Genomic DNA, 26,243 nt, shown 5'->3' with positions numbered 1-26,243 from the left:
GGGGGGTGATGGAGGGTGACGGGAAAGCGAGCGGACCGTTTCGCCTTGTTGCCGCCAGACGCTAGGCCCTCGCCCCCGGCGGGAAAATACGTATGTGCATCGGTAGGCATACCGATAATTCCGTTTCGCCTGGTCAGTTGAGGGACAATCGGGGGCGTGCAGTTCGGTGTCCTGGGCCCGCTCGTGGTGCGGCCGGCCGGCGGCGACCCGATCGCCGTGGGCGGCCCCCGGCCGCGTGCGCTGCTGGCGATGCTGCTGCTCGACGCGGGGCGGCTGGTCAGCGTCGAACGCCTCGTCGACGGCCAGTACGGCGACCGGCCCCCGGCGGAGGCGGCCAACGCCATACAGGCGCAGATCTCCCGGCTCAGGCGGAACCTGCCGCCTGACCTGATCGAGTTCCACGGGACCGGCTACCGGCTGGCGGTCGATCGGGAGTGCGTGGACGCGTACCGGTTCGAGCGGCTGTCCCGGGACGGGCGCGGGCTGCTGGCGGCCGGCCGGCCCGCGCAGGCCGCGGCCCTGCTGCGGGAGGCGCTGGAGCTGTGGCGCGGCCCGGCGCTGGCGGACGTGGCGGACGCGCCGTTCGCCGGGCCGCAGGCGGTGCGGCTGGAGGAGCTGCGGCTGGCGGCCACCGAGGACCTGTTCGAGGCCGAGCTGTCCCTGCCCGAGGCGAGCCCGGCGGCCGGGCTGCGCGAGCTCGTGGCCGCCCACCCGCTGCGGGAGCGGCCGCGCGGGCTGCTGATGCGGGCCCTGCACGCGGCGGGGCGGCCGGCTGAGGCGCTGGCGGTGTACGACGAGGGGCGGCGGCTGCTGGCCGAGGAGCTGGGCACGGACCCCTCCCCCGAGCTCGCGGCCCTGCACCTGGAGATCCTGCGGGGCGAGCGGGAGCGCGCCGTGGTGACGGGGCTGCCCGCGCAGCTCACGAGCTTCGTGGGACGCGCGGACGAGCTGGCCCGCTTGGGCGCCCTGCTCCCCACCGCCCGCCTGGTCACGATCGTCGGCCCGGGCGGCACCGGCAAGACCCGCCTCGCCATCGAAGCCACCACCCGCCCCGGCCCACCCGCCCGCCCCACCACCGACTCCGACCTACCGGCCGACTCCGGCCTGCCCACCCACAGCGGCCTGCCCACGGGCCCCGGCCTGCCGACCGGCTCACGCTTGCCGGGCCGGGCCGGGGGCGGTGTGGCGGGCCGGAGCAGTGCCGGCCCGGCGGAGGGCTCCGATTGGACGGGCGGGGCCGGTGCCGGGGTGGCGCGCGGCCCCCGACTCACGGGTCGCACCGTCGCCGACGTGCCGGACGACTCCCGCCCGCAGGACCGAACCGGCGCGGGCGGGACGGGTCGCTCCGGTCAGGCGGGCCGGAGCGGAGCCGGTGTGGCGGTGTTCGTGGATCTGTCGCTTGTGGACGGGGGTGCCGGGCAGGTGGCGCGGGCCGTGCTCGGGGCGCTGGGGCTGCGGGAGCCCGCGCTCAGGCCGCCCGCCGCCGACGGCGACGAGGCCGCCGGCCGGCTCGTCGCCGCGCTGGCCGAGCAGGACCTGCTCCTCGTGCTGGACAACTGCGAGCACGTCATCGACGAGGCCGCCACGCTCACCCGCCACCTGCTGGCCCGATGCCCCGGCCTGACCGTCCTGGCCACCAGCCGCGAGCCGCTGGGCCTCACCGGCGAGCACCTGGTCCCGCTCGCGCCCCTGCCCACCCCGCCGCCAGGGGCCGACGACCCGCTCGGCTACCCGGCGGTCAGGCTGTTCGCCGACCGGGCGGCGGCCGTACGGCAGGGCTTCACCGTCGATCCCGCCAACCTGGACGCGGTGCTCCGGATCTGCGTGGCGCTCGACGGCCTGCCGCTGGCGATCGAGCTGGCGGCGGCCCGGGTGCGTACGTTCGGGGTGGCGGAGATCGCCGACCGGCTGGCCGAGCACGGCAGGTTCCGGCTGCTCTCGCGCGGCGACCGCACCGCCGCCGCCCGCCACCGGACGCTGCACGCGGTGGTGGAGTGGAGCTGGAGCCTGCTGGACGCCGAGGAGCAGGCACTGGCCCGGCGCCTGTCGGTGTTCGCCGGCGGCGCGACCCTGGAGGCGGTGGAGCGCGTCTGCCACCCGACCGGCGCGGAAGAGGCACCGGCCGGATACACGGGGATGGCCGAGCCGGCGGAGACGCTGGCGGGGCTGGTGGACAAGTCGCTGGTGGAGACCGACGGCGAGCGCTACCAGATGCTCGACACCATCCGGCTGTTCTGCCTGGAGCGGCTGGCGGAGGCGGGCGAGGAGGACCGGCTGCGGCAGGCGCACGCCGCCTGGTTCCTGGAGTTCGCGGGGCGCGCCGACGACCACCTCTACCGGGAGGAGCAGCTGGAGTGGCTGGCCCGGTTGTCGGCCGACAACGCCAACCTGCAGGCGGCGCTGCGCTGGAGCGTGGAGCACGACAGGCCCACGGCGTTGCGGCTGGTGGCGGCGCTGGGCATGTACTGGTGGCTGACCGGGCGGCGCGGTCAGGCCGCCCGGCACGCCGTACGCCTGCTCGACGCCGTCGGCACCGGGCCGCTCGACCACCTCGCTCATGAAGCCCATGGAGCCGGAGCCGAGGAATACGTGATGGCCGTGCTGCACGCCGTACCGGAGGCGGGGTCACCGCACTGGGAGCGGGCACGGGCGATCGTCGGGTCGTTCGACCGGCCGATGCGCTACCGGTTCGGCGTGGCGCTCTGGGGCATGATCGCCGGACCGCCCGAGGGCGGGATGATGTCGGAGCGCGATCGGCGGATGCTCAGCGCCGACCCGTGGAGCCGGGCGCTCGATCGGCTCGGCAGCGCGCTGATGACCCTGCACGGCGGCCTGCTCGCCGAGGCGGAATCCGAGCTGGAGCGGGTGCTGGCGGACTTCGGCGCGGTGGGCGAGCGGTGGGGCATGGGGCAGGCGTACGACTGGCTGGCCCTGATCGCGAGCTGGCGCGGTGACTGGCCGCGGGCGATGGAGCTGTGGGACCGGGCGCTCGGGCTGTTCACGGAGCTCGGCGCGCTCGACGAGCTGGCGGACGTGCTGAGCAGGAGGGGCCACGCGCACTGGCGGGCGGGGAACGCCGAGGCCGCCCGTGCCGACAACGAGCGGGCGGCCGAGCTGGAGCGGCGGCTGGGCCGGCCGGAGCTGATGGCATGGGTGCAGCTGCAGCTGGGGGACATCTCGCGGCTCCAGGGCGACCTGCCCGAGGCCGCCCGGCGGCTCGACGCGGCGCGGTCCGGCTCGGAGACCGGCGCGTTCACCGCCGGAGGGACGCGGTCACGCGTGTACACGGCGCTGGGACGGCTGGCGGCCGCCCAGGGCGACGCGGAGCGGGCCGCGCGCATGCACGCCGAGGCGCTGGCGTCCGCGCTGGGCTCGCCCCTGGCGAATGACGTCGCCGAGGTCGCGGAAGGGCTGGCCGGCCAGGCCCTCTTCGAGGCGACGCACGGGGCTGCGACCTCGGGGCCGGAGCCCGGATCACGGATCGGGTCGGCGCCCGAGCCGGAGCGCGGGACGGGGAGCGGGCCGGAGAGCGGGCCAGGGGCCGAGCCGGAGCGCGGGACGGGGAGCGGAGAGGCGGCGGGGAAGGGGCGGGAGGCGGCGGCTGAGACGGCGGCGATGTTGCTCGGTGTCGGGGCGGCGGTGCGCGGCATGGCCGTGGTCGGGGATCACGACGTGGCCGTGGCCGCCGCCGGTGCCACCGGCATCCTCGGGCCCGAGGCGTTCGCGGCGGCGTACGCCAGGGGCGCGGCCATGAGCCGGGACGAGGCGCTGACAGTCCTGCGGGGCGTTGTCAGCCGGTAGTCGCCCCGCTGTCAGCGCTGCTCACGAAGCTTCGTGGCATGCGAAACAGCAACGTCCTCATCTCCGGCGCCGGCATCGCGGGCCCCGCCCTCGCCTACTGGCTCGTCCGCCACGGATGCACCGTCACCGTCGTCGAGAAGGCCCCGGCCCTGCGCCCCGGTGGCCAGGCCGTCGACTTCAAGGGTGAGACCCACCAGACCGTGCTCCGGCGCATGGGACTCATGGACGAGGTGCGCCGCCTGCAGACGGGCGGCACCGACCAGGAGATCGTGGACGCGGACGGCCGCCGGCTGGCGGTCGTGCCGGGCGAGTTCACCGGCGGCGACGTGGAGATCACGCGCGGCGACCTGGCCCGGCTCCTGTACGAGCACACGGCCCCCCACTCCGAGTACGTCTTCGGCGACTCGATCACCTCGCTCACCGAAACGGCCGGCGGCGTCCACGTCACCTTCGAACGCTCCGCCCCGCGCACGTTCGACCTGGTCGTGGGCGCGGACGGCATCCACTCCAACGTGCGCCGCCTCACCTTCGGCCCGGAGTCCGCGTTCGTCCGGCACCTCGGCCACCACTACGCCCTGGTGGAGGTGGAGGGGGACTTCGGGACGGTGCCGAGCATGTACAACGAGCCCGGCAGGATGGTCGCCGTCGGCGGGCCGAAGGCGCCGGCGTTCTTCGTCTTCGCCTCCGGGCAGCTCGACTACGACCGCTACGACATGGGGCAGCAGAAGGACGTCCTGGCGCGTGCGTACGCGGGCATGGGCTGGCGGACCCCGGCGGTCATGCGGGCGGTGGCGCGCTCCGGCGACGTCTATCTCGACTCGATCAGCCAGGTCAGGATCGACCGCTACAGCCAGGGCCGGGTGGTGCTGCTCGGCGACTCGGCGTACGGCAACACCCTGGGCGGCTTCGGCACCGGCCTGGCCGTGGTGGGCGCGTACGTGCTGGCGGGCGAGCTGGCCGCGGCCGGCGGCGATCACCGCACGGCCTTCGCCGAGTACGAGCGCCAGATACGCCCGTACGCCAAAGTCGCCAGGAACGGCAACGCCGGCCCCTTCCTCGCCCCCGGCACCCCGGCCCGCCTCCGGATGCGCAACTGGATGTTCAAATACCGCTTCCTGCTGGATCTGATGATGAAAATGGGGGACAAGTTCGCCACCGACATCACTTTGAAGCAGTACTGAACCTTTGTCCCACCGGCCGCATCGAACACCGGCATGAGAACAGATCGCGTACTGGCCGCCCTCGCCGTGGCGCCCGTCGCCGCCGCCCTGGTCGCCGTGCCCGCGCAGGCCGCCGCCCGCCCCTCCTGTCCCGTCCCGTCCAAGGCGGAGCTGGAGCGGACGGAGTCGGACCAGCCGCCCAGGGGCAGGAAGGCCATCAAGGGGATCCTCGTCGGCCACCTCCCCAAGGGCTTCGCCTACGGCCGGGTCGTGGCGTCCCGGCATGACGGCCTGACCGAGTACGGCTACCAGTGGTCCGACGACCGCGACGACGTGGACCGGGCACACAGGTCGCTGTGGGTGCGGGTGGTGTGCTGGCCGCAGGCGCGCAGGCTCGGCCAGCTGAAGCACGCGCCGCTGGAGCTGGGCACGTTCTCGGGCGAGACGACAACCGTGAAGATCGGCGGCCGTCGGGTGCTCACCCAGGAGGGCGACGGCGCGCTCGGCCACGGCCGGTACGCCGGCTGGGTGGAGCGCAAGGGCGTCGTCGTCACCGTGATGGCCGGCGAGCCGCTCGTGCCGGAGCTCGCCAGGATCATCAAGGGCATCAGGCTCTGAGCCGGCCGACCGCCCCGTCCACGCGCAGCTTCGGCATCTCGTCCAGCAGGGGGAGGTGGACCTCGTCGGGACCGAGGTGCCAGTCCTGGACGGGCACCAGGCCGGGCCCGATCAGCTCGAACCCGTCCAACAGCCGCAGCACCTCGTCCCGCGTGCGGAACCGGGCCTGCGCGGGCGAGCCCGCCGTCGCCATCTGGAGCTGGGCGATGGCGTCGGCGGAGCTCTCGGCCATGGCGTGGGAGACCACCAGGTGGCTGCCCGGCGCCATGCGCTTCCTGAAGGCGGCCACGATGCCGGCCGGGTCCTCCTCGTCCATCACGAAGTGCAGCACGCCGACCATCAGCACGCACACCGGCTGGTCGAAGTCGATCAACCCGGTGACGTGCGGGTCGGCCAGGATCTCCGCCGGATGGCGCAGGTCGGCCTGGATGCCGGCGACGCCCGGGGCGTCGGCCAGCAGCACCTGGGCGTGCAGCCGCACCACGGGGTCGTAGTCGACGTAGATCACCCGGCAGGCGGGGCTCACCGCGCGGGCGGTCTCGTGGATGCTGGGCGAGGTCGGGATGCCGGTGCCCAGGTCGAGGAACTGCCGGATCCCCTGCTCGGCCAGGTGCCGGACCGCCTCGACCTGGAAGTGGCGGTTGGCCCTGGCGACGAGGCGGGTGTCGGGGGCGACCGCGAGCAGCTTCTCGGCCACGGCGCGGTCGATCGCCACATTGTCCTTGCCGCCGAGCAGGTAGTCGTACACCCTGGCGGAGCTCGGGACGCTCGGGTCCACGCCGGGCGGAACGCGTTCTAGCTCGGTCACGGGTGGCCGTCTCCTTCGCCGCGAACAACTTGGGCGACATATTACTAGCTGGTTTCCGGCCGCCGCGCGACGTGCCCCATCGACCGGTCAGACCGTCTAAATAGAACACGTTCTCCTTCACCGCGTATCCGCAGGGAGGAATGCCGGGATTTTGCTGACACCGGTGCAACTCCGGAAACACTAGTAGCGTCGTCCCCGCAAGTAGTGGGTCCTTCCCCGGACGGACCTGAAATACAGCCGCCCGACCGATGCGCTCAGGGCCCGAGCCTGTGCATCCTGGTGGGGACGGGTCCGGTGCGGGGCTCGTTCCGGACCTGAGAGGAGCCACGAGGGCATGGACTATGCGGCAGGCCGCCCAACCGTGATCTTGGACAACGGTGTCGTCGGCAGGGTCATACTGGCCCATTCATACCGGCGCGACCTCGTGCTGGTGCTCGGCATGGACGGCACCCTGCTGAGCTGTCAGCTGGACGACATCGCCTGCGTGGTCGGCGGCAAGCCGCTGTGCCGTGACGGCTGAGCCCGCACAGGGCGGGCCAGGTCCGGGCTAGGCCCGGGTGACGATGCCGCCGAGCAGTTCGGCCGCCGCGAAGTCGTTGGTGAGCCGGTTCTTGGTCAGCGCGAACGCCATGCCGGTCGCCGTGTCGGCCCAGGCGGCGCTGCCGCCCGCCCCCGGCACCCCGAAGACGGTCGGGCTCTCCTCGGCCGTGGCGGCCGGGCCGCCGATGCCGAAGCCCAGGCCCCACGTGGAGGGCATGCCGAACACCTCGTCGATGCCGCTCGACACCACGGCCGTCGCCTCGCGCAGCCGCTCGGACGCGATCAGCCGCGTCCCGTCCACCTCTCCGAGCAGCGCCGCGTACATCCGCGCGATGGCCCTGGCCGAGGTCTTGCCCCCGGCGGGGATGTCGGCCGACAGATAGTCGGGCCGGCTGCCCAGCTCCGCGTTCGGCATCAGCGTCATCGGCCCCGCCTTGAACATCGGCAGGTCCGCCGGCATCTCCCCGAACGCCGACATGTCCATCGGCACGTCCTCCAGCCTCGCCAGCCGCGAGTGCTCCTTCTCCGGCATCCCGAAGTAGAGCTCGTCGGCCACGCCCAGCGGCCCCGCCACGTCCTCCAGCAGCACCTGGGAGATGGGCTTGCCGGTCGCCCGCCGGACGATCTCGCCGACCAGGAACCCGAACGTGTAGGCGTGGTAGCCCACCTTGGTGCCCGGCTCCCACCACAGCTCGGCGTCCTCCAGCGCGGCGACCATCTTGCTCCAGTCGCAGACGTCCTCGGGCGTGGTGTCGAGCGGCACGCCGGGCACGCCCGCCGTGTGCGACAGCACGTGCCGTACGGTGACGCCCTCCTTGCCGTGCCGCGCGAACTCCGGCCACAGCTCGGCCACCGGGGTGTCGTAACCGAACAGCCCCCGCTCGGCCAGCACGTGCGCGACGGTGGCGGTGGCGCCCTTGCCGATCGAGAAGTTGTAGAACGGCGTGCCGGGGGTGACGGGCCGCCCGGTCTCCGGGTCGGCCACGCCCGCGACCACGTCCACGATCTGGACGCCGTCCCGGTAGACGGCCACCTGGAGCCCGCGTTCCTCGCCGGACTCGACGAGCCTGTCGGCCGCTTCCTGCACCTGCTGCTGAAGGTCGCTCATGACGTCTCCATCCTTGTTCATCTTCGGAACTAGACGGTACAGTACTCACATCGGTACGGAACTGTCTAGTACTCTGTTTCCGTCGGACGAGAGAGGGCGGTCATGGCAGCGGAAGAGGACGGCCGGGCGGCACGCAAGCGCAGGCAGATCCTGGAGGCGGCGCTCCCGGTGTTCCTGCGCAACGGCTACGTCGGCACCAGCATGGACGAGGTGGCCTCACTGGCCGCCGTGTCGAAACAGACCGTCTACAAGCACTTCACCGACAAGGAACAGCTCTTCACCAGCATCATCATGGACACCACCGGCCAGGTGGAGGGGCTGGCCAAGATGATCACGGCGACCCTCGACGACAGCGACGACCTGGCGAAGGACCTCGGCGAGCTGGCCCGCCGCTTCCTCGACCAGCTCATGCGGCCCGAGCTGCTGCGGCTGCGCCGGCTGGTGATCGCCGAGGCCGACCGCTTCCCCGACCTCGGCCGCACCTGGTACGAGCAGGGCTTCGAGCGCTCGCTCAAGACCATGGCCACGGCCTTCGAGCGGCTGGCCGGGCGCGGGCTGCTGCGCGCGGACGACCCGCAGCTGGCCGCCGAGCACTTCGTGGGCCTGCTGCTGTGGATCCCGGTCAACAAGGCCATGTTCTGGGGCGGCGCCGACCACTACTCGGAGGCCGACCTCGACCGCCTCTCGGAGTCCGCCGTCGCGGTGTTCCTGCGCGCGTACGCTAGCCCAGAAAGCGCCTGAGCCCGCCGGCCAGCGCGGTGGCCATGCGCTGGCGGAAGGCCGGGTCGGACATCTTGGCGGCGTCGCCCTTGTTGCGCATGTTGCCGCACTCGATGAACACCGCCGGCCGCTTCGACAGGTTGAGCCCGCCCAGGTCGGTGCGGGTCTGCAAGCCCTGGTTGGCGGTGTAGGTGGCGTACGGCATGCCGGTGCCCTTGCGGTAGGCGTCGCGGATGTCGTGCCCGAGCCTGCGGGACGGCTTGACCACGTCGTCGTTGTGCCCGGGCAGCAGCCCGGGCATGATCACGTGGAACCCGTGCCCGTCCGGCGCGGCGCCGTCGCCGTGGATGGACAGCACGGCGTCCGCCCTGGCCTCGTTGCCGATCGCGGCCCGCTCGGTGACGCACGGGCCCACGCCCTTGTCGTCGGGCCGGGTGAGCACGACCTTGGCGCCCATCGCCTCCAGGATCGGCTTGAGCCGGCCGGCGACGTCCCAGGTGAAGGCGTGCTCCGGGTAGCCGGCGTCGGTCCGGGTGCCGGTGGTGTTGCACGCCTTGCGGCCGGTGATGATGTCGACCTGCCGGTTGATCTCCTCGGGGTGCGAGGCGTTGCCGCCGTTGTGCCCGGGGTCGATCACCACGACCTTCCCGGCCAGCGGGCTCCGGGCGGGCGACCGGGTGCCCGGCGACTGGGTGGCGGGCAGCGAAGCGGGCAGCGCCGCCTCCTGCGCCGCGGGCACCGCGCCGCCGCCGCACCCGGCGGACAGCACGGCCAGCGTGACCAGTGCCACGGTTCCGGTGCGGTAGGCGCGCATGGCATCGACCGTACCCGGCACCGGCCGTGATTCCCAAGACCCGCCTTGACCTGGTATTTCGTGTCGGCTAGCGATCCCCGGGCAGCGGGGGCTCGTCGCGCTTGCGGATCAGGTACGGGGGCATCGCCAGCGCGTGCAGGCCGGTCTCCCGCAGGGTCTCGATCGAGTGCTCCGGCGCCTCGGTCAGCGGCTGCCCCGGGCCGTTGAGCGAGGTGTTGATCAGCACCGGCGTGCCCGTGCGCTCGTTCCACCTGGTCAGCAGGGTGTGCAGGAACGGGGTGCTCTCCCGCTCGACCGTCTGCGGCCTGGCCGTGCCGTCCACGTGCGTGATACCCGGCAGCCGGTCCCGGTGTTCCGGCCGCACGGCGGCGGTGTACTGCATGAACGGGGCCGGGCGGTCCAGCTCGAAGATCCGCTCGGCGTGGTCGGCCAGCACCAGCGACGCCAGCGGCCGGAACCACTCGCGCCCCTTCACCTCGAAGTTGAGGTAGTCCTGCAAATCCGGGTTGCGCGGGTCGCCGAGGATGCTGCGGTTGCCCAGCGCCATCGGGCCCGACTCGCTGCGGCCCCGGTGCAGGCCCACCACGCGGCCGCTCTCCAGCAGCCCGGCCAGCTCGTCCACCAGGTTCTCGGGCCGCTCGGCGTACAGGTCGGCGGGCAGGCCGCGCACGGCCGCCTCGATCTCGCTCTCGTCCGGGTGGGGGCCGAGGAAGTCGTCCGTCCAGCGGAAGCGGCTGTCCACGCCGAGGCACGTGATGAGCCCGTACAGGGCGCAGCCCACGGCGGTGCCGCCGTCGTGCGGGGCGGGCGGGACGAACACCTCGCGGAACGGGGACTCGCGGACGAGCCGGCCGTTGGCCGCGCAGTTCAGGGCCGCGCCGCCGGCGTAGGCCAGCGCGTCCAGTCCGGTCCTGGCGTGCAGCCACCCGGCCACCTCGGCCAGCGCCCGCTCGAAGGCACGCTGGCCGGCGGCGGCCAGGTTGGCGGCCCGGCGGAACTCCTCGCCGCCCGGCTCGTACACGAAGGCGTCGCGGCGGGTGAACGTCCGGGTCCAGGCGGGCGGGATGTGCACCTCGTGGCCGCGTACGTCGAGGTCGGGCAGGGCGAGCGCGTCCGGGTCGCCGAACTGCGCCAGCCCCATCACCTTCGCCTCGTTGCCCTCACCCTCGGGCCACAACAGCTTGGTCAGCAGCGCGTAGAAGCAGCCGAGCCCGGCGGGCCTGGACCAGTCCCCGTCCCAGAGCTGCTTGGCCAGGCACTCGATCCGGCCGCGCGCGCACCGGTAGAACGAGGCCACCTCCAGCAGGTCGCCGCCGGTGCCCGGCGGCAGGTCGACGTGCTCGGTGAAGTCCCTGACCCGGCTGCCCTGCGCGCCGATCACCAGCCCCGCCGCCGCCTCGAACGGCGAGGGGTAGAACGCGCTGTAGAGGTGCGAGAGGTGGTGCGAGACCAGCACGATCGGCGCGCCGTCCTTGAGCCCGAGCGTCTCGCGCGTCTCCTGCTGGTACGCGCACACGTGCTCGATCTCGGTGTCGGAGGAGTAGCCCTCCACGACCAGGTCCACCGGCTCCTTCAGCAGCGGCATGGCCGGAAGGTAGCGGTCGGGCAGGTCGCCGAGGCGGCCCCAGTGGTGCTTGCGGCGGCTGATCCGCTCCTTCTGCAGGCTGTACATGCCCGACTCGCCCACCGCGACGGCGATGGAACCATCCTGGGTGCGATTTACACCGACAACAATGGGAAAGTCCGCCATTCCCGTGCCTCCTGATCGTGATCACGGGCACCGATACCCCACGCCAGAACAAGTGGATCTCCCAACCGCGTAAGGGACACGTCAGCTCTTACCGGCAGAGCGGGCCGGGCGGGGGAGGCGAGGGAACCGGACATGGCCCCAGGCCACCAAAAAATTGGATAAATCATCATATTGCGCGCTAATGCCACCGATTTTCTGACTTGCCGGCAAATGGGTCTACCCGGGTTCCGGCGTTCTTGATAGATATTTCGGCTGGTGGCGTCCCGCCGCCTGGTTGTCCTATATAGATGATAATGAGCGGACCGATTCAAGGTGCTGGCCGATGATTTCTTCCTCGTCTCCTGGGATACCACCGGCTCGGGCAGATCGCGCCTGCACGAGCAGGGGGTGGCTCTGGGGCTGGCCGGCGCGCTGATCGGGGAGCTGGTGCTGCACCAGCGGATCGCCGTGCGCGGCGTGCGGCTCGACGTGACCGACGCGCGGCCGGTCAAGGAGAACGTGGCCGACAAGGTGCTGGCCGATCTCGGGAATTCGCCGCACCATACCGACGTGCGGACATGGCTGGCCTATCTCGCACAACGTTCGGTCGAAGAAGTGAGCGGGCGGCTGCGGAACGACGGGCTGCTCGTACGCGAAGCCCCGAAAATCCTCAAACGCAAACAATCCCGCTTTTTCGCCACCGACTTCAGCCGGGCCATGTGGCCCATGGCCCGGCTGCGGCTGGCGCTGGCGCAGTGCCGGCCGCTGTCGCCGCAGGACATGGCGCTGGCCACGCTCATGGACGCCTGCGGCCTGACCGACACCGTGCTCGACGACCCGGACGACCGGCGGGCCGCCCGTCACTACCTGACCACGCTGCTGGCCACCATGCCCCAGCCGCTCAGCGACCTGAGCCGCCAGGTGAGCGCGGCCGTGGGCGACGCCGTACTGACCTATCGCACCTGACCCTCCGCACCCCCCTGGAAGAACCATGACGCGTACCGCAACACCCGGCGCCGGAACCGATCCGGTCGCCGGCGCGCTCGCCGCCAACCGCCTCGGCGCGCCCTCGGTCGTCTACTTCGTCCTGTCGGCCGCCGCGCCGCTCACCGTCGTCGCCGGGGTGATCACCAACGGCTACGCCGTCACCGGGATCACCGGGCTGCCGATCGCCTTCCTGGTGGTGGGGGCCGTGCTGGCGGTGTTCGCGGTCGGGTACGTGGCGATGGCCCGGCACATGGCCAACGCCGGCGCGTTCTACACCTACATCACCCGAGGGCTGGGCCGGCCCGCCGGCATCGCGGCCGCCTGGGTGGCGCTCATCGCGTACAACGCGCTGCAGGTGGGCCTCTACGGCGTGTTCGGGGCGGCGGCGACGCCGCTGCTCGAAGCCTGGCTGGGGATCACGCCCGCCTGGTGGGTGGTCTCGCTGGTCGCCTGGGCGCTGGTCTCGGTCCTGGGCCTGATGCGGGTGGACGTCAACGGGCGGTTGCTGGCCGTGCTGCTGACCGCCGAGGTGGCGGTCATCCTCCTGTTCGACCTGGCCGACCTGCTCAACCCCGCCGGGGGCTACCCCGTCGAGACCCTCTCGCCGTCCGCGCTGTTCGTGCCGGGTGTGGGGGCCCTGCTGGTGCTGGCGACGCTCGGGTTCGTCGGGTTCGAGTCGTCCGTGGTGTTCTCGGAGGAGAGCCGCGAGCCGCGCCGGACGGTGCCGCTGGCCACGTACGCGTCCGTGGCGATCATCGCCGTCGTGTACGCCCTCTCGGCATGGGCCATGACGGTCGCCATCGGCCCGGGCAACATCGTGGCCACCGCGCGGCGCGACCAGGCGGACACCATCTTCGTGCTGGCCCAAGGGCACCTGGGCACGACCGTGGTGGACATCGCCAGGGTCCTCTTCGTGACCAGCGTCTTCGCCGCGATGGTCTCCTTCCACAACACCACCGCCCGCTACTTCTTCGCGCTCGGCCGCGAGCGGGTGCTGCCGGCGGTCTTCGGACGTACGCGGCCCCGCAGCGGGGCGCCCCAGGCGGGCTCGATCGCGCAGTCCGTGCTCGGCCTGGCCGTCATCGTGCTGTACGCGGCCCTCGGCCTCGACCCGCTGGTGCAGCTCTTCTTCTACGGCGGCTCGTTCGGCGGCCTCGGCGTGCTACTGCTGATCTTCGTGACCTCCGTCGCGATCATCGTGTTCTTCGCCCGCGAGCCGAGCGGCGAGACCCTGTCCCGGCGGCTGGTCGCGCCCGTGCCGGCCACGATCGCGCTGGCCGTGATGGTGTGGCTGGCGCTGGACAACTTCTGGGCGCTGCTCGGCGTGGGCGAGGGCGACCCGCTGGCCTGGCTGCTGCCCGCCGCCTACGGCGTGGCCGCCGTGCTGGGCGTGGTGTGGGCCCTGGTGCTGCGCGCCCGGCAACCCGGCGTCTACGCTGCGGTTGGGATGGGCGCCAAGGCGGCCACGTCCGCCGGCGGCGCCCAGGACACCGCATGACCGAGGAGAGGAGACCTGGGTTCATGGGAGACACCTTCGCGGCCTGGCCGCCACTCGACCGCACCGCGGGCGAGACGTTCGCGATCCGGCCCGCCGTGCGCGCGGCCACGGCCGCGGACGCCGGGCGGGCCGCCGAGCTCGTCGCGACCGCTTTCGCCGGGCTGAGGCCCATGGCGTACCTGGTGCCCGACCGCCGGTCGCGACACCGGATCATGACCGCCGACTTCCGCATCTTCGTCGACCACGCCCTCGAACACGGGGAGGTCCACCTCATCGACGACGCGGCGGTCGCCGTGTGGTTCCCGCACACGTCTCCGCTGCCCGGACCGCTCGACTACGACCGCCGGCTGGCCGAGGCCACGGGCGAGTGGGTCGAGCGCTTCCGGGTGCTGGACGACCTGTTCGAGAAGAACCATCCGTCGTCGCCGCACCACTATCTGGCCTTCCTGGCGGTGCACCCGGACCGGCAGAACCAGGGGCTCGGCACGGCGCTGCTGCGCTACCACCACGCCCGGCTGGGCGGGCTGCCGGCGTACCTGGAGGCCAGCGACCCGCGCAACAGGGACCTGTACGCGCGGCACGGCTACAAGGCGCGGGAGCCGTTCGCGTTGCCGGACGGGGCGCTGTTCTGGCCGATGTGGCGGCCTGGTTCACCCTGATTCGCGGCGGTTTGTGAGGCGTCACAGATTTGACCGCCGACATTTACTCCGCTGTCCAGTTCACAGAATGACGAGCATGGCTCATCGTTTGTCTGCGAATCGAACCGCGACCAGTGGAGAGCCGCCATGCGCCGCCGTACGTTCATCACAGCCATGTCCGCGTCGGTGGCCTTCTCGGGGGCGGTGTGGCACGAGGCGGTGGCCTCGGTGTCGGCGGGGGCGAGCCCGTACGGGCCGCTCGGCGCGCCCGACGCCAACGGCATGGCGTTACCCGCCGGGTTCACCGGCCGCGTCGTGGCCAGGTCGGGCCGGAGCGTCGGAGGCACGCTCTGGCACCCGGCCCCCGACGGCGGCGCCTGCTTCGCCGACGGCGCCGGCTGGATCTACGTGTCCAACTCCGAGGTGCCGCTGATCGGCGGGGCCTCGGCGATCAAGTTCAGGGCCGACGGCTCCATCGAGCGCGCGTACCGGATACTGAGCGGCACCAACCTCAACTGCGCGGGCGGCGCGACCCCGTGGAACACCTGGCTGTCGTGCGAGGAGATCTTCCGCGGCCGGGTCTACGAGACCGACCCGTACGGCGCCCGCTCCGCCCAGTCCCGCCCCGCCATGGGCCGCTTCAAGCACGAGGCCGCCGCCTGCGACCCCGACCACCGGGTGATCTACCTGACCGAGGACGAGTCCGACGGCTGCTTCTACCGCTTCACGCCCACGACCTGGGGTGACCTGTCCAGCGGCCGGCTCGACGTGCTGTGCGGCCTCGGCGGCGACGCCGTGGAGTGGCGCCCGGTCCCCGACCCGTCGCCCGCCGTGCTGGAGCGCCAGACCAGGCACCAGGTCTCGGCCGCCCGGCACTTCAACGGCGGCGAGGGCTGCCACTACGCGGCGGGCATCTGCTACTTCACCGCGAAGGGCGACCGCAGGGTCTGGGCGTACGACACCGCCCGCCAGACCGTGACCGCCGTCTACGACGGCACGGGCACGCTCGACGGCGTGGACAACATCACCGGCCGCCCGTCGGGCGATCTCTACGTCGCCGAGGACGGCGGCAACATGGAGATCAACATCATCACGCCCGACGGCGTCGTGGCCCCCGTCATGCGCCTCGACGGCCAGGCGAGCTCGGAGATCACCGGCCCGGCCTTCTCCCCTGACGGCAGCCGGCTCTACTTCTCCTCCCAGCGCGGCACCAGCGGCGAGGCCGCGGGCACCGGAGGCATCACGTACGAGGTGACCGGCCCCTTCCGCCGCTGACCGACCACGGATTCCGCACCCCCCACCCCTGCCGGAAGGAGTCCTCATGGTCCGACGGATGATCATCATGCTCGCCGCGGTCTGGCTCGCCCTGGGCCTCGCGCCGCCCGCCCACGCCGCACAGGCGGAGGTGTACGTGGCGCTGGGCGACTCGGCCGCCTCTGGACCGCTCGTGCCGAACCAGATCGGCCCCGACTACGGCTGCTGGCGCTCCGACCGCAACTACGCCCGCCTGACCGCCCAGGCCATCGGCGCGGCCACGTTCCGCGACGTGACCTGCTCCGGGGCGGACACCAGGGACATGTACGAGTCGCAGAGCACCGACCTCGGCGACGTGGCGCCCCAGCTCGACGCGCTGAGCCAGGACACCACGCTGGTCACGGTGCAGATCGGCGCGAACGACCTCGGGCTGACCGACTTCATCGAGGACTGCCTGAACCTGCTGCCCCCACCGGTCGGCGACGCGTGCAACGACGACTACATCGTGAACGGCCAGGACAAGTGGCGGGTCGAGACCGACGCGCTGCGGCCTCGGCTGACCACCCTGGTCGGCGACATCCGCGCCCGCGCCCCGCAGGCCCGGGTCTTCGTCGTCGGCTACGCCACGTACGCGCCGCCCAACGGCTGCTACCCGCGTGTCCCGATCATCCGGTCGGACGCCAACTACATCAGGACCACGCTGACGTACTTCAACCAGATGCTGGCCGAGCAGGCCGCCGCCGCGGGGGTGGGCTTCATCGACCTGCAGACCCCGAGCGTCGGCCACGACCCGTGCACGGCGCCCGGCGTGCGGTGGATCGAGCCGTACGTCCCGGCCTCGCCCGCCGCGCCGTTCCACCCGAACGCGCTCGGCATGCGCGGCTTCGCCACAGCCGTGACGGCCGCGGTCACCGAGGCCCTATGAGGTGTCTCACCGAAGGCCGGTGAGACGGCGGGCGGCCAGGGCCGCCCCGATCCGCTGGAGGTGCGCCGGGTCGACCGGGTCGAGCCCGGTCAGGCTGACGGCCCGGCGCAGGCGGTAGTCCACGGTGTTCGGGTGCACGTGCAGCAGCTCGGCGGTGCGCCGCCGGTCGAGGCCCGTGTCCAGGTATACCGTGAGCGTCCTGAGCAGGTCGGGGTTGTCGAGCAGCGGGTCGAGCAGCCCCGCGAGCAGCGCCGTGGCCTGGCTCGACCGGGTGAGCTGGTATTCGAGCAGCACGTCGGCCAGCCGGTAGGCGCCCGGCGGCTGCTCGAAGACGCGTACCACCTCCAGCACCTCCTCGGCCAGCCGCGCCGCCGCCGGCACCCCCTGCGGCGGCGCGCACTCGGCCGCCAGCCACACCGGCACGCCCGCCGCCTTGCCCGCCGCCGCCGCCAGCTCGCCGACCGCGGGCTCCGCGCCCTGGTACGGCTCGCCGGGTTCCTGGACCGGCTCGCCGACGGCCGGTTTCGTGCCCTGGAGCGGGACCAGCACGAGCCCCCCGGTCGTGTCGAGCGCGGGCAGCACCGGCTCGGTCACGTGCCGCTGGAGCGCGGTGCTGATCCGGTGCAGCTTGCGGCGCGCGGCGATCGCGCCGCCGGGCCCGTCCTCGTCGGGATGCCGGCCGGCCGCGACGGCCAGGACCAGGTAGCGCGGCGCCAGCCGGACCCCCGCCAGGGCCGCCCGGTCACCGGAGAGCAGCGCGGAGACGGTGGCGTGCATGGCGTGCTGCTCCTGGCTGAGCAGGCTCTCGCGCTCCTCCAGGTAGGCGGTGCCCACGGCGGTCGTCGCCGCCTCCATGTAGAGCAGGATGATGCGCCCGGCCTCCAGAACGTCGCTCACGTCCCCCGGCCCCGCCCCGGCGAACAGCTCCTCCCACACCATGCGGGCCCCGAGGTGGTAGGCCGCGAGCAGGGCTTCCAGCGGCACCCCCTCCTGGGCGCGGCGGGCCGCCGACTCGCGCAGCGGCGCCAGGTCGGCCCTGGCGGGCGGGCGGCGGTCGCGGATGACGCGCGAGATCAGGCGCAGGTTGTGCTCGGTGATGGCCGTGATGTCGCCGTCGAGCGCCTCCTTCGGCAGCCGCCGGTAGAGGGGGATCTGCTCGGCGAAGCCGCGTACGAGCCGTCTGGCCAGCCTGGCGGCCTGGCGGTCGAGCAGCTCGTGCACGGGGCACCCGGCCAGGGTGAGGGCGCGGACCACGCTCGAACCCTCCCAGAACATCCGGAATTGGTGAAGCCCCGCCGGGACGCGGCGGGGCTTCATGCCGGATCGGTCACAGGCCGGTCAGCTTGAGCTTGACCCGGTAGGAGTAGAAGGTCTCGTGGGTTCCGTCGATGTAGTCCTCCTCGTAGTCGACCGCGCCGACGGCGAGCGGGGCGCACACCGTGCCGTGGGCGACCACGGAGCCGAGGCTGTCGCCCATGCCGACGGCGGGCGGCTGGACCTCGCGCAGGTTGAAGGACACGGTCCCCGTGCTGGTGACGACGGTGGACGGGTACCCGAAGTCGCCGGGGTCGCCGTCGCCGCCGTTGTACATGTTGTAGTAGCTGTTGTTGGGGAACAGGTTCCCGCCGACCAGGAAGCGGAGCTCGTCCTTCCCGTCCCTTTCGGCGATGTTGAGATTGTCGATGTCGTAGAGCTCCACGCGGCACTGGCTGGCCGCGGCGGCCGGGCTCGCGGCCAGCGCGGCCGGCACCGCCAGCCCCGCCACCAGTCCGAGCGAGACGATCAGCTTGTGAGAGCGCATGCTGTCTCCTTCGAGGGCTTTCACCGGCGTCTCGCGACGTTCGCGAAACACGGCCTCAGGCTGCGGCAGGCCGCGTGAGCGCATCGTGAGAGCCCAGGTCAGTAGTGGAGAGCACATGCCGTACGTACCGTTTGACACAGTCGGGAGGCGGGCTCGCGCCTACCCTCCGGCTCTATGGGAGACTCGCTGACCCTGCTGTTGCTGGGCACGCCTGAGCTGTCCGTCGGCGGGGCACCTCTGGGCATCCGCTCCGCCAAGAGCCGCGCCCTGCTCTGCTATCTCGCCGCCACCCCCGGGCCCCGCTCCCGGACCGAGCTGGCCGGGCTGCTGTGGGGCGAGCGCCCCGACGCCAACGCCCGGGGCAGCCTGCGCCTGGCGCTGTCGGAGCTGCGCAGGGAGGTGGGCGGCTGGCTCGACATCACCCGCGAGCACGTACGCTTCCGCGCCGGCGACGGCTGCTACGTCGACCACCGGGAGCTCAACCGGGCCGCGACCGTGGCGCAGGCGCTGCGGCTGTGGCGCGGTCCGTTCATGGACGGGGTCTCCTTCTGTGACGCGCCCGCCTTCGCCGGGTGGCTGGAGTGCGAGCGGCAGCGGGTGCGGCAACTGCTGCGCGGGCTGCTCGTACGCTCCGGGGACGGTGACGAACCCGACCGGACGGTACGGCTGGCGCGCCTCGTGGCCACGCTCGATCCGTACGACGAGGAGGCGCACCGGCTGCTGATGTCGGCCCTGGCCCGGGCGGGCAACCGGGCGGCGGCACTGGCCTGCTACGACGAGCTGCGGCGGCGGCTGGCGGACGAGCTGGGCGTGTCGCCCGCGCCGGAGACGGTGGCTCTCCGGCGGGACCTCGTGCCCCGGCCGGTGCCCGCCCGCCGCGCGGCCGTGCCCGTGCCCGGCACGGAGCTGGTCGGCCGGGCGGCCGAGGTGGACCGGCTGCGAGCGCTGCTGGCCCGCGAACGCCTGGTCACCCTGCTGGGGCCGGGCGGCATCGGCAAGACCCGGCTGGCCATCGCCGCCGCCGCCGAGACCCGGCCCGGCGCCGAGACCGCAATCGCGCCGAGAGCTGGAGCCGCCTTCGCGCCGAGGACGGAGACGGCATTCGTGTCGTTCGCCGGGGTGCGGCCGGAGGCGGCCGTCACCACGCTCGCGCGCCGCCTGGGCGTGGATCTCTCACCACCGCGCCCCGCCGCGGACCTCCTGCTGTCGGCCCTCGCCACGCGTCACCTCCTCCTCGTCCTCGACAACCTCGAGCACCTCCCCGCCTTCGACCGGGTCATCGGCGAGATCCTGCGGACCGCCCCGGCCGTGCGGATCCTGGCGACGAGCAGGCGGCGGCTGAACCTGCCCGGCCAGGTGACGGTCGCCGTGGAGGGCCTGCCGGCACCGGCCGCCGAGTCCCTGTTCGTGGCCAGGGCGCTGGCCGCCCGGCCGGCGTTCGACCCGGAACGCGAGGCCGCGCGCGTGGCCGCGATCTGCGCCGCCACCGGTGGCCTGCCCCTGGCGATCGAGCTCGCGGCCGGCCTGCTCCGGGCCGTGCCGTGCGCCGACCTGGCCCAGCGCCTCGGCGTGGACCCCGGCCTGCTGTCCGCCGCCGGGCCCGCCGCCCGCGCGCGGCACGCCTGCATGCGCACGGTCTTCGAGACGTCCTGGCGCCTGCTGGAGCCGGCCGCGCAGGAGGCGCTGGCGGCGCTGTCGGTGTTCAGGGGCGGCTGCACGCTGTGCTCGGCCCTGGAGGTGGCCGGCACCACCCCCGAGGTGCTGGTCCTGCTGGTCGACCAGAGCATGATCGAGCTCACGCCCGCCGGCCGCTACACCATCCACCCGCTCGTCCAGCAGTTCGCCGCCGCCCGCCTCCCGGAGTGCTCCCCGGTGCGGGCCCGTCACGCCGCCCACTTCGCCCGCCTGCTCGACCGGCACGCCCCCGCCCTCCACGACGCCTCGGACACCGAGGCCACCGACGTGCTCGGCGCGGAGATGGACAACATCCGGCTGGCCTGGACGGTCTCCGGCGAGCCCGGCTTCCTGGACCGCTACTGGACGCTGTGCCTGCGATTACGCCTGTACGAGGAGTCCGGGGCCGTCGTGCGCCGCCACCTCGCCCGTCCGGGGCAGCCGGCGCACCTGCGGGCGCGGTGGTCGTGGATGGCCGGGGTCAGCGCGTACCAGATGGCCAGGGAGCGCGAGGCCGCTCAGCTGGCGAACCAGGCGCTCGCCATTCTCGGCGAGCCCCTTCCCGACTCCCCCGCCGCCCGCGTCGCCGCGATGACCCGCGCCGCGGCCCGCCAGGCCGCACACCGCCTCCTGTCCCTCAGCGGATCCGGCGGTGGCTGGAGGCGTTTCGCGCCGGCCGCGCGGACGGATCCGGCGGGTCCCGAGGCCGCGCAGGCGCTGACGCTGCTGGCCAGGCTCGCCTACCACCAGCATGACCTGCCCACCATGCTGGTGGCCTCGCTGCGCCAGCTCAACGCCGCCGAGCGGGCGGACGACCCCGCCCTGCGGGCCGAGGCCTACGCGAACTTCGCCACGATCGGCCGGATGGCGGGACGTCACCGCCTGGCCGACCGCTACGGCAGGCTCGCCGACCGCGCCCTGGCCGGCATCGGGCACCCCACCGACGCCGCCAACCGCGCCCTGCTGGCACGCGGCCTCGACCAGCTCCATTCGGGCGCGTTCGACGCCGCCCACCGCTCGTTCACCCAGGGCAGGGCCAGGACGCTCGACCCGCGGATGGCGGAGAACTGCGCGGGCATGCTGGCCGAGACCGCGCTGTGGCGGGGTGACTTCGGGGTGGCGGCGGAGTTGTTCGCGGAGACGGAGGAGCTGTCGGTCAAGCGCGTGGGCGGGGACGACATCGGCCGTTACTGGTGCCTGACGGGCAGGGCGGAGGCGCTGCTGCGGGTGGACGGGGTGCCGGTGGAGCACGTCCGGGAGCTGGTGGCGGCGGCCCGCGCCTCGACCGACCGGCGCGTCGCGTACGAGAAGGAGCTCGGCCTCCGGGACGGGCGGGTGATGCGGATCGTGCAGGACATGCGCCTGCTGACCGCCACCGCCCGCCTCGACCTGCTGACCGCCCCCACCCGCTTCGACCCGCCGATCGCCGCCGCCTGCCCGGACCGCCCCACGCCCCGCCAGGCGCTGGTGGACGCGCTGGCGCTGGCGGAGCGGCTGCCGGCGGCCCAGCCCGGCATGCTCGAATGCTGGGCCGGCCTCGCCGAGCTGCTCTGGTCGCTGGACCCCCGGCCGGACAGGGCCGTCGCGCGCCGCCTCGCCGCCCACCTGTCCCGGTACGCGGCCCGCAACCCGGGGGCGGCGGCCAGGATCGGCTGGGCCCGCGCCCTCGCGCTGGCCACGGCGGGCAGGGACAGGGCGGCGAGGAGGGCGGCCGAGCACGCCGTGGCCGCCGCCGACCGCCTGGCGGCACCGTACGACCGCCGCAGGGCCGAGGAGGTCGCCCGGCACCTCGGCCGCGCCCACCGCGCACCGGACGCTCAGCCCATCGCACCTCACGGACAGGACGCTCAGCCCCGACGACCCGTCGCGCACCGCGCACAGCACCCTCAGCCCCCGGGGCCTATCGCCCCCGCCGCGCGACCAGGACCGGCCGTGCCGGAAGGCCGGCCGCTGCTTCCCGGGCGGCCCACCGGGTGAGCACCGCCCGGTGGGCGGTCTGCGCGCCCGTTCGCGGATCGATCGCGAAGGCACCGAACAGCGTGCTCGTCTCCAACCCGGCGGCCACGGCCCACAGCTCCTCCCGCCCGGCGCCCCCCGCCCGGAGTGCGCAGTGGGTGGCGATGATCGCCGCGGCCACCGCCTGCACGGCGGGGTAGTCGGGCAACCGCCCGACCCGGACGCGGTAAGCGTCCAGGAACTCGCGCTCGGAGATCCCCAGGCAAGCCTCACCCCCGCTGCCGGGGAACCACTGCCCGACACCGTAGATCCCGCCCGGCTCGTCGAGAGCCGCCCCGAACTCCCGCACCCCGGCCGCCACGGCGCACATGACCCGCGAGCCCGCCCGGGCCCGCCTGATCATCTCGACGTCCTCGTCGAAGGACCCCGCGCAGAAGAGATTCCACGGCCCGCCGGCCGGCACCTCACCGGGACCCGCGCGGGTCACCGGGATGCCCGCCTCGCCCGCCAGCCGCTCCGCCCCGTCCGCCACCTGACGCCCGAAGCGGCCCCTGCCCTGGACGATCAGCAGCCGCGTCCGGTCGCCACCGTCCGCCAGGTGCCGGACGAAGGGCTCGGCATAACGGCCGGCCGGTGCCGGTATCGACACGACATGCCCGGGATGCGCCGTCTCGACGTCATCACCGGAACCCCCGTGGTTCCAGACCAGCCGGTCCAGCTCCGCCGCAACGCGCCCCGCCCGGCGCGCGAGCTGCGTCGAGTACGGCCCCAGCAGCAGGTCGCACCGCCCCGCCAGCCGCCGTACGGCATCCTCCAGCACGTCCGGATCGCTGCGATCGTCCTCGACGACCACGTCCACGGACGCGCCGAGCGCCCCCCAGACCTCAAGCCCGAGCGCCGCCTGCCGCCCGAACCGGGCATGCCGGCCGGACAGGGACAGCGGGACCCCCAAACGGAGCCGGCGGTCAGGGGACACGGCCCCTCAGGTTCGCGACGCGCACAGGCTCCCCCTGCCCGCCGGGGCATGAAAGTTTCACAGTCTTCCGGGCCGGGCGGTGCGCAGCCGTTGACGGCGCGGCGGCGGGAAAGGAGGATCGGATTCGCGCCATTTTTGGGAGCGCTCCCAACCCCCTGAAGGACCTCCATGACCCGATGCCGGGCCGCCTTACTGGCCCTCCTCACCATGGTCGCCCTGTCCCCCGCCCCGGCCGCGCACGCGGCGGCCGACGAGGGACCCGAGCAGATCGTGAACGGCACCTTCGACACCGGCACCGCCCCCTGGTGGGGAACCGGCAACGTCACCCTCGCGGTGGACGGCGGCCGGCTGTGCGCCGACATCCCCGGCGGCACCGCCAACCCGTGGGACGTCATCATCGGCCAGAACGACATCCCGCTGGTGGAAGGCGAGACGTACGCCTACCGGTTCTTCGCCGCCGCGACCCCGGCCAAGGTCGGCCGGGCGCTGATCCAGCTACCGGTGGACCCCTGGACCCAGTACCTGTCGGCCGCGCCGGAGATGAGCGTCTCGGGCAACAGCTACTCCTACACGTTCACCGCCCCCGCGTCGCTGCCGAACGCCCAGGTCGTGTTCCAGCTGGGCGGCAGCGTCGAGCCCTGGAGGTTCTGCATGGACGACGTGTCGCTCAAGGGCGGCGCCGAACCCGAGGTCTACGAGCCTGACACCGGCCCGCGCGTGCGGGTGAACATGGTCGGCTACCTCCCCGCCGGGCCCAAGAAGGCCACGGTCGTCACCGCCGCGACCGAGGCCCTGGACTGGGAGCTCAGGAACGCCGAGAAGGAGACCGTGGCGAGCGGCCGGACCACCCCCAGGGGCGTGGACGCCAGCTCGGGCCAGAACGTGCACACGCTCGACTTCGGCGCGTACCGCAAGCCCGGCGAGGGCTACACGCTGACGGCCGACGGCGAGACGAGCAGGCCGTTCGACATCAGGGCGGACATCTACGACCGGCTCCCCTCGGACGCGCTCAAGTTCTACTACACCCAGCGCAGCGGGATCGAGATCCTCGACAGCCTCCGGCCCGGGTACGGCCGGCCGGCCGGTCACGTCAACGCCGCGCCGAACCAGGGCGACGTGGACGTGCCGTGCCAGCCCGGCGTCTGCGACTACACGCTGAACGTCAAGGGCGGCTGGTACGACGCCGGCGACCACGGCAAGTACGTCGTCAACGGCGGCATCTCCGTCCACCAGCTCATGGCCGCGTACGAGCGGGACCGGGCGGCGTTCACGGACGGCCAGCTGAACATCCCCGAGAGCGGCAACGGCCGGCCGGACATCCTGGACGAGGCCCGCTGGGAGCAGGAGTTCCTGCTGAGCATGCAGGTGCCGGACGGCAAACCGTACGCCGGGATGGCGCACCACAAGATCCACGACCAGAACTGGACCGGCCTCCCCCTGCTGCCCCACCTGGACCCGCAGCTGCGCGAGCTGCACCCGCCCTCCACGGCCGCCACGCTCAACCTGGCCGCGACGGCGGCGCAGGCGGCCCGGTTGTACGCCCCGTACGACGCCGCGTTCGCCGCCAGCAACCTCAAGGCGGCCCGCAAGGCGTGGGCGGCCGCCAGGGCGAACCCGGAGAAGTACGCCGACCCGAACGACGGCACCGGCGGTGGCGCCTACAGCGACGGCGACGTGAGCGACGAGTTCTACTGGGCGGCGGCCGAGCTGTACATCACGACGGGCGAGAAGGAGTTCAGGGACTTCGTGCTGGCCTCGCCGCACCACACCGGCGACGTCTGGCGCGAGCGCGGCTTCGACTGGGGCAACACCGCCCAGCTCGGCCGCCTGGAGCTGGCCACCGTGCCGAACGCGCTGCCCGACCGGGCACGGGTGCGGCAGTCGGTGATCGAGGGTGCCGAGAAGTATCTCGCGATCCAGAAGGAGCACCCGTACGGGCTGCCGTACAACCCGCCGGACTTCGACTGGGGCTCCAACAACCTGGTGCTGAACAACCTGGTCGTCGTGGCGACCGCGTACGACCTGACCGGCCACGAGAAGTACCGGGCGGCCGTCCGCGAGGGCATGGACTACATCCTGGGCCGCAACGCGCTCAACCAGTCGTACGTGACCGGCTACGGCGAGGTGGCCTCCAAGAACCAGCACAGCCGCTGGTACGCCCGCCAGCTCGACCCCGAGCTGCCCAACCCGCCGATCGGCACGCTGGCCGGCGGCCCGAACTCCAGCATCCAGGACCCGCTCGCGCAGCGCCTGCTCCAGGGCTGCAAACCGCAGTTCTGCTACATCGACCACATCGAGTCGTGGGCCACGAACGAGCTGACCATCAACTGGAACTCCCCGCTGGCCTGGGTCGCGGCGTTCCTGGCGGACAAGAGCGAGCGCTCGGACTGCCGGGTCGGCTACTCGGCGCACGGCTCGTGGCCCGGCGGGTTCACCGCGCAGGTCGTGATCGAGAACACCGGAAAGCAGGCGGTGGACGGCTGGAGCCTGCGCTGGTCGTTCCTGAGCGGCCAGCGGGCCGGGCACGCCTGGGGCGCGACGCTGGCGCAGTCGGGCTCGGTGGTGACGGCCAAGGCGCTGGGCTGGAACGGCAAGATCAAGCCGGGCCAGAAGGTGACGTTCGGGTTCAACGGCACGAACGCCGCCGGCCCGAACCCGGCGCCCGAGGTGTTCCACCTCAACGGCGCGCGCTGCAAGTAGCACGGTGATCCCCTGGGTGTACGCCCAACCGCCGTACGCCCAGGGGATGCCGCGGTGAGCCGTTCGGGGCCGGGAAACGTCCAAGAGGGCATGAGGATCTGGAGAATCGTGCTCCTGCCCGTGCTCCTGCTGGCACTGAGCACGTCCATGGCCCCGGCGGCGCAGGCCGGGGTGGCGCCGAGGAAGGCGCTGGTGGACTTCCGCAAGCAGGGCGGCTTCGCGGGGCTGGACGACCGGGTGATCGTCTACGGCAACGGGTGCATACGGCTCAGCCGGCGTACGGGGCCGACCATCGACAAGTGCCTGACCGCCAAGGAGAAGCGCCGGCTGCGCGCCCACCTGAGGCACCTGCGGGTCGGGCGCTCGGAGGTGCAGCCGCCGGGGGCGGACTTCATCAAGTACACGCTGGCCTACGACAAGCGGCGGGCCAGCCGCTACACCCTCCCGGCGAGCTGGCAGCCGGTGGTCCGGCAGCTGGACCAGCTCATGGAGAAGTACTGGGCGCCGGACTGAGCGCTCTCCATCAAGTGATTGAC

At 73.0% G+C, this 26,243-nt stretch carries 20 protein-coding genes; 13 read left to right on the top strand and 7 right to left on the bottom strand.

Going from position 1 to position 26,243, the window contains the following annotated elements:
* The first annotated feature begins 156 nt into the window (after nucleotides 1–156).
* From ACBJ59_RS15235 to ACBJ59_RS15225, 3 genes are read left to right on the top strand one after another with little or no spacing between them, the layout of a single operon-like run.
* Nucleotides 157–3,801, top strand: coding sequence for a BTAD domain-containing putative transcriptional regulator (locus tag ACBJ59_RS15235; protein WP_375110812.1), 3,645 nt, complete (start codon nucleotides 157–159; stop codon nucleotides 3,799–3,801).
* Nucleotides 3,802–3,839: 38 nt separating this feature from the next.
* Entirely contained in the window at nucleotides 3,840–4,982 is a 1,143-nt protein-coding gene (locus ACBJ59_RS15230; RefSeq protein WP_375110811.1) for an FAD-dependent monooxygenase, read from the top strand.
* A 33-nt stretch (nucleotides 4,983–5,015) separates the two neighbouring features.
* Nucleotides 5,016–5,579: a hypothetical protein gene (locus ACBJ59_RS15225; RefSeq protein ID WP_375110810.1), complete on the top strand. Its 564-nt coding sequence runs from the start codon at nucleotides 5,016–5,018 to the stop codon at nucleotides 5,577–5,579.
* Here ACBJ59_RS15225 and ACBJ59_RS15220 read toward each other — a convergent pair.
* Nucleotides 5,569–6,387, bottom strand: a complete 819-nt coding sequence (locus tag ACBJ59_RS15220; protein ID WP_375110808.1) for an SAM-dependent methyltransferase — start codon at nucleotides 6,385–6,387, stop codon at nucleotides 5,569–5,571. The two genes, ACBJ59_RS15225 and ACBJ59_RS15220, sit on opposite strands and share 11 nt — an antisense overlap.
* 334 nt (nucleotides 6,388–6,721) lie before the next feature.
* Here ACBJ59_RS15220 and ACBJ59_RS15215 point away from each other — a divergent pair, with 334 nt between their 5' ends.
* Nucleotides 6,722–6,907: a hypothetical protein gene (locus tag ACBJ59_RS15215; RefSeq protein WP_375110807.1), complete on the top strand. Its 186-nt coding sequence runs from the start codon at nucleotides 6,722–6,724 to the stop codon at nucleotides 6,905–6,907.
* Between the two features lie 27 nt (nucleotides 6,908–6,934).
* Here ACBJ59_RS15215 and ACBJ59_RS15210 read toward each other — a convergent pair whose 3' ends face one another.
* Nucleotides 6,935–8,035 (bottom strand): serine hydrolase domain-containing protein, encoded by a 1,101-nt coding sequence (locus tag ACBJ59_RS15210; protein ID WP_375110805.1) that lies wholly within the window; start codon nucleotides 8,033–8,035, stop codon nucleotides 6,935–6,937.
* A gap of 102 nt (nucleotides 8,036–8,137) precedes the next feature.
* Here ACBJ59_RS15210 and ACBJ59_RS15205 point away from each other — a divergent pair, with 102 nt between their 5' ends.
* Nucleotides 8,138–8,776, top strand: coding sequence for a TetR/AcrR family transcriptional regulator (locus ACBJ59_RS15205; protein ID WP_375110804.1), 639 nt, complete (start codon nucleotides 8,138–8,140; stop codon nucleotides 8,774–8,776).
* Here ACBJ59_RS15205 and ACBJ59_RS15200 read toward each other — a convergent pair.
* Entirely contained in the window at nucleotides 8,757–9,569 is an 813-nt protein-coding gene (locus ACBJ59_RS15200) for an N-acetylmuramoyl-L-alanine amidase (RefSeq protein WP_375110803.1), read from the bottom strand. The genes ACBJ59_RS15205 and ACBJ59_RS15200 overlap by 20 nt on opposite strands.
* 67 nt (nucleotides 9,570–9,636) lie before the next feature.
* Nucleotides 9,637–11,319: a carbamoyltransferase C-terminal domain-containing protein gene (locus tag ACBJ59_RS15195; RefSeq protein ID WP_375110802.1), complete on the bottom strand. Its 1,683-nt coding sequence runs from the start codon at nucleotides 11,317–11,319 to the stop codon at nucleotides 9,637–9,639.
* A gap of 312 nt (nucleotides 11,320–11,631) precedes the next feature.
* On the opposite strand from ACBJ59_RS15195, the gene ACBJ59_RS15190 reads away from it, so the two are divergent.
* From ACBJ59_RS15190 to ACBJ59_RS15170, 5 genes are all read left to right on the top strand, one after another.
* A complete protein-coding gene (locus ACBJ59_RS15190) occupies nucleotides 11,632–12,264 on the top strand; it encodes a GPP34 family phosphoprotein (RefSeq protein ID WP_375110801.1) in 633 nt (210 codons plus the stop codon).
* Nucleotides 12,265–12,289: 25 nt separating this feature from the next.
* The gene (locus ACBJ59_RS15185; RefSeq protein WP_375110800.1) at nucleotides 12,290–13,783 is read left to right on the top strand and encodes an APC family permease; all 1,494 of its coding nucleotides are present in this window, start codon (nucleotides 12,290–12,292) and stop codon (nucleotides 13,781–13,783) included.
* Nucleotides 13,784–13,806: 23 nt separating this feature from the next.
* Nucleotides 13,807–14,442, top strand: coding sequence for a GNAT family N-acetyltransferase (locus ACBJ59_RS15180; RefSeq protein WP_375110799.1), 636 nt, complete (start codon nucleotides 13,807–13,809; stop codon nucleotides 14,440–14,442).
* Between the two features lie 126 nt (nucleotides 14,443–14,568).
* Complete coding sequence (locus ACBJ59_RS15175) at nucleotides 14,569–15,696, top strand: alkaline phosphatase PhoX (protein WP_375110798.1); 1,128 nt, start codon at nucleotides 14,569–14,571, stop codon at nucleotides 15,694–15,696.
* A 46-nt stretch (nucleotides 15,697–15,742) separates the two neighbouring features.
* Nucleotides 15,743–16,600 (top strand): SGNH/GDSL hydrolase family protein, encoded by an 858-nt coding sequence (locus ACBJ59_RS15170; protein WP_375110797.1) that lies wholly within the window; start codon nucleotides 15,743–15,745, stop codon nucleotides 16,598–16,600.
* A 6-nt stretch (nucleotides 16,601–16,606) separates the two neighbouring features.
* Here ACBJ59_RS15170 and ACBJ59_RS15165 read toward each other — a convergent pair whose 3' ends face one another.
* Nucleotides 16,607–17,875 carry a PucR family transcriptional regulator gene (locus ACBJ59_RS15165; protein ID WP_375110796.1) on the bottom strand — a complete coding sequence of 423 codons (1,269 nt, stop codon included), beginning with the start codon at nucleotides 17,873–17,875 and terminating at the stop codon, nucleotides 16,607–16,609.
* Between the two features lie 52 nt (nucleotides 17,876–17,927).
* Nucleotides 17,928–18,401, bottom strand: coding sequence for a hypothetical protein (locus ACBJ59_RS15160; protein WP_375110795.1), 474 nt, complete (start codon nucleotides 18,399–18,401; stop codon nucleotides 17,928–17,930).
* Between the two features lie 174 nt (nucleotides 18,402–18,575).
* On the opposite strand from ACBJ59_RS15160, the gene ACBJ59_RS15155 reads away from it, so the two are divergent.
* Complete coding sequence (locus tag ACBJ59_RS15155; RefSeq protein ID WP_375110794.1) at nucleotides 18,576–22,052, top strand: BTAD domain-containing putative transcriptional regulator; 3,477 nt, start codon at nucleotides 18,576–18,578, stop codon at nucleotides 22,050–22,052.
* Here the strand turns inward: ACBJ59_RS15155 and ACBJ59_RS15150 are convergent.
* Nucleotides 21,976–23,007 carry an ABC transporter substrate-binding protein gene (locus ACBJ59_RS15150; protein ID WP_375110793.1) on the bottom strand — a complete coding sequence of 344 codons (1,032 nt, stop codon included), beginning with the start codon at nucleotides 23,005–23,007 and terminating at the stop codon, nucleotides 21,976–21,978. The genes ACBJ59_RS15155 and ACBJ59_RS15150 overlap by 77 nt on opposite strands.
* A gap of 168 nt (nucleotides 23,008–23,175) precedes the next feature.
* Between ACBJ59_RS15150 and ACBJ59_RS15145 the strand changes: the two genes are divergently transcribed.
* Both ACBJ59_RS15145 and ACBJ59_RS15140 read left to right on the top strand, forming a co-directional pair.
* Nucleotides 23,176–25,707 (top strand): glycoside hydrolase family 9 protein, encoded by a 2,532-nt coding sequence (locus ACBJ59_RS15145; RefSeq protein ID WP_375110792.1) that lies wholly within the window; start codon nucleotides 23,176–23,178, stop codon nucleotides 25,705–25,707.
* A gap of 90 nt (nucleotides 25,708–25,797) precedes the next feature.
* Nucleotides 25,798–26,220 (top strand): hypothetical protein, encoded by a 423-nt coding sequence (locus tag ACBJ59_RS15140; RefSeq protein ID WP_375110791.1) that lies wholly within the window; start codon nucleotides 25,798–25,800, stop codon nucleotides 26,218–26,220.
* The last annotated feature ends 23 nt before the right edge of the window (nucleotides 26,221–26,243 follow it).

Origin of the sequence: Nonomuraea sp. MTCD27 (assembly GCF_041950495.1) — a bacterium.
Taxonomy (GTDB): Bacteria; Actinomycetota; Actinomycetes; order Streptosporangiales; family Streptosporangiaceae; genus Nonomuraea.
This window is presented reverse-complemented; position numbering and strand designations above follow the sequence as displayed.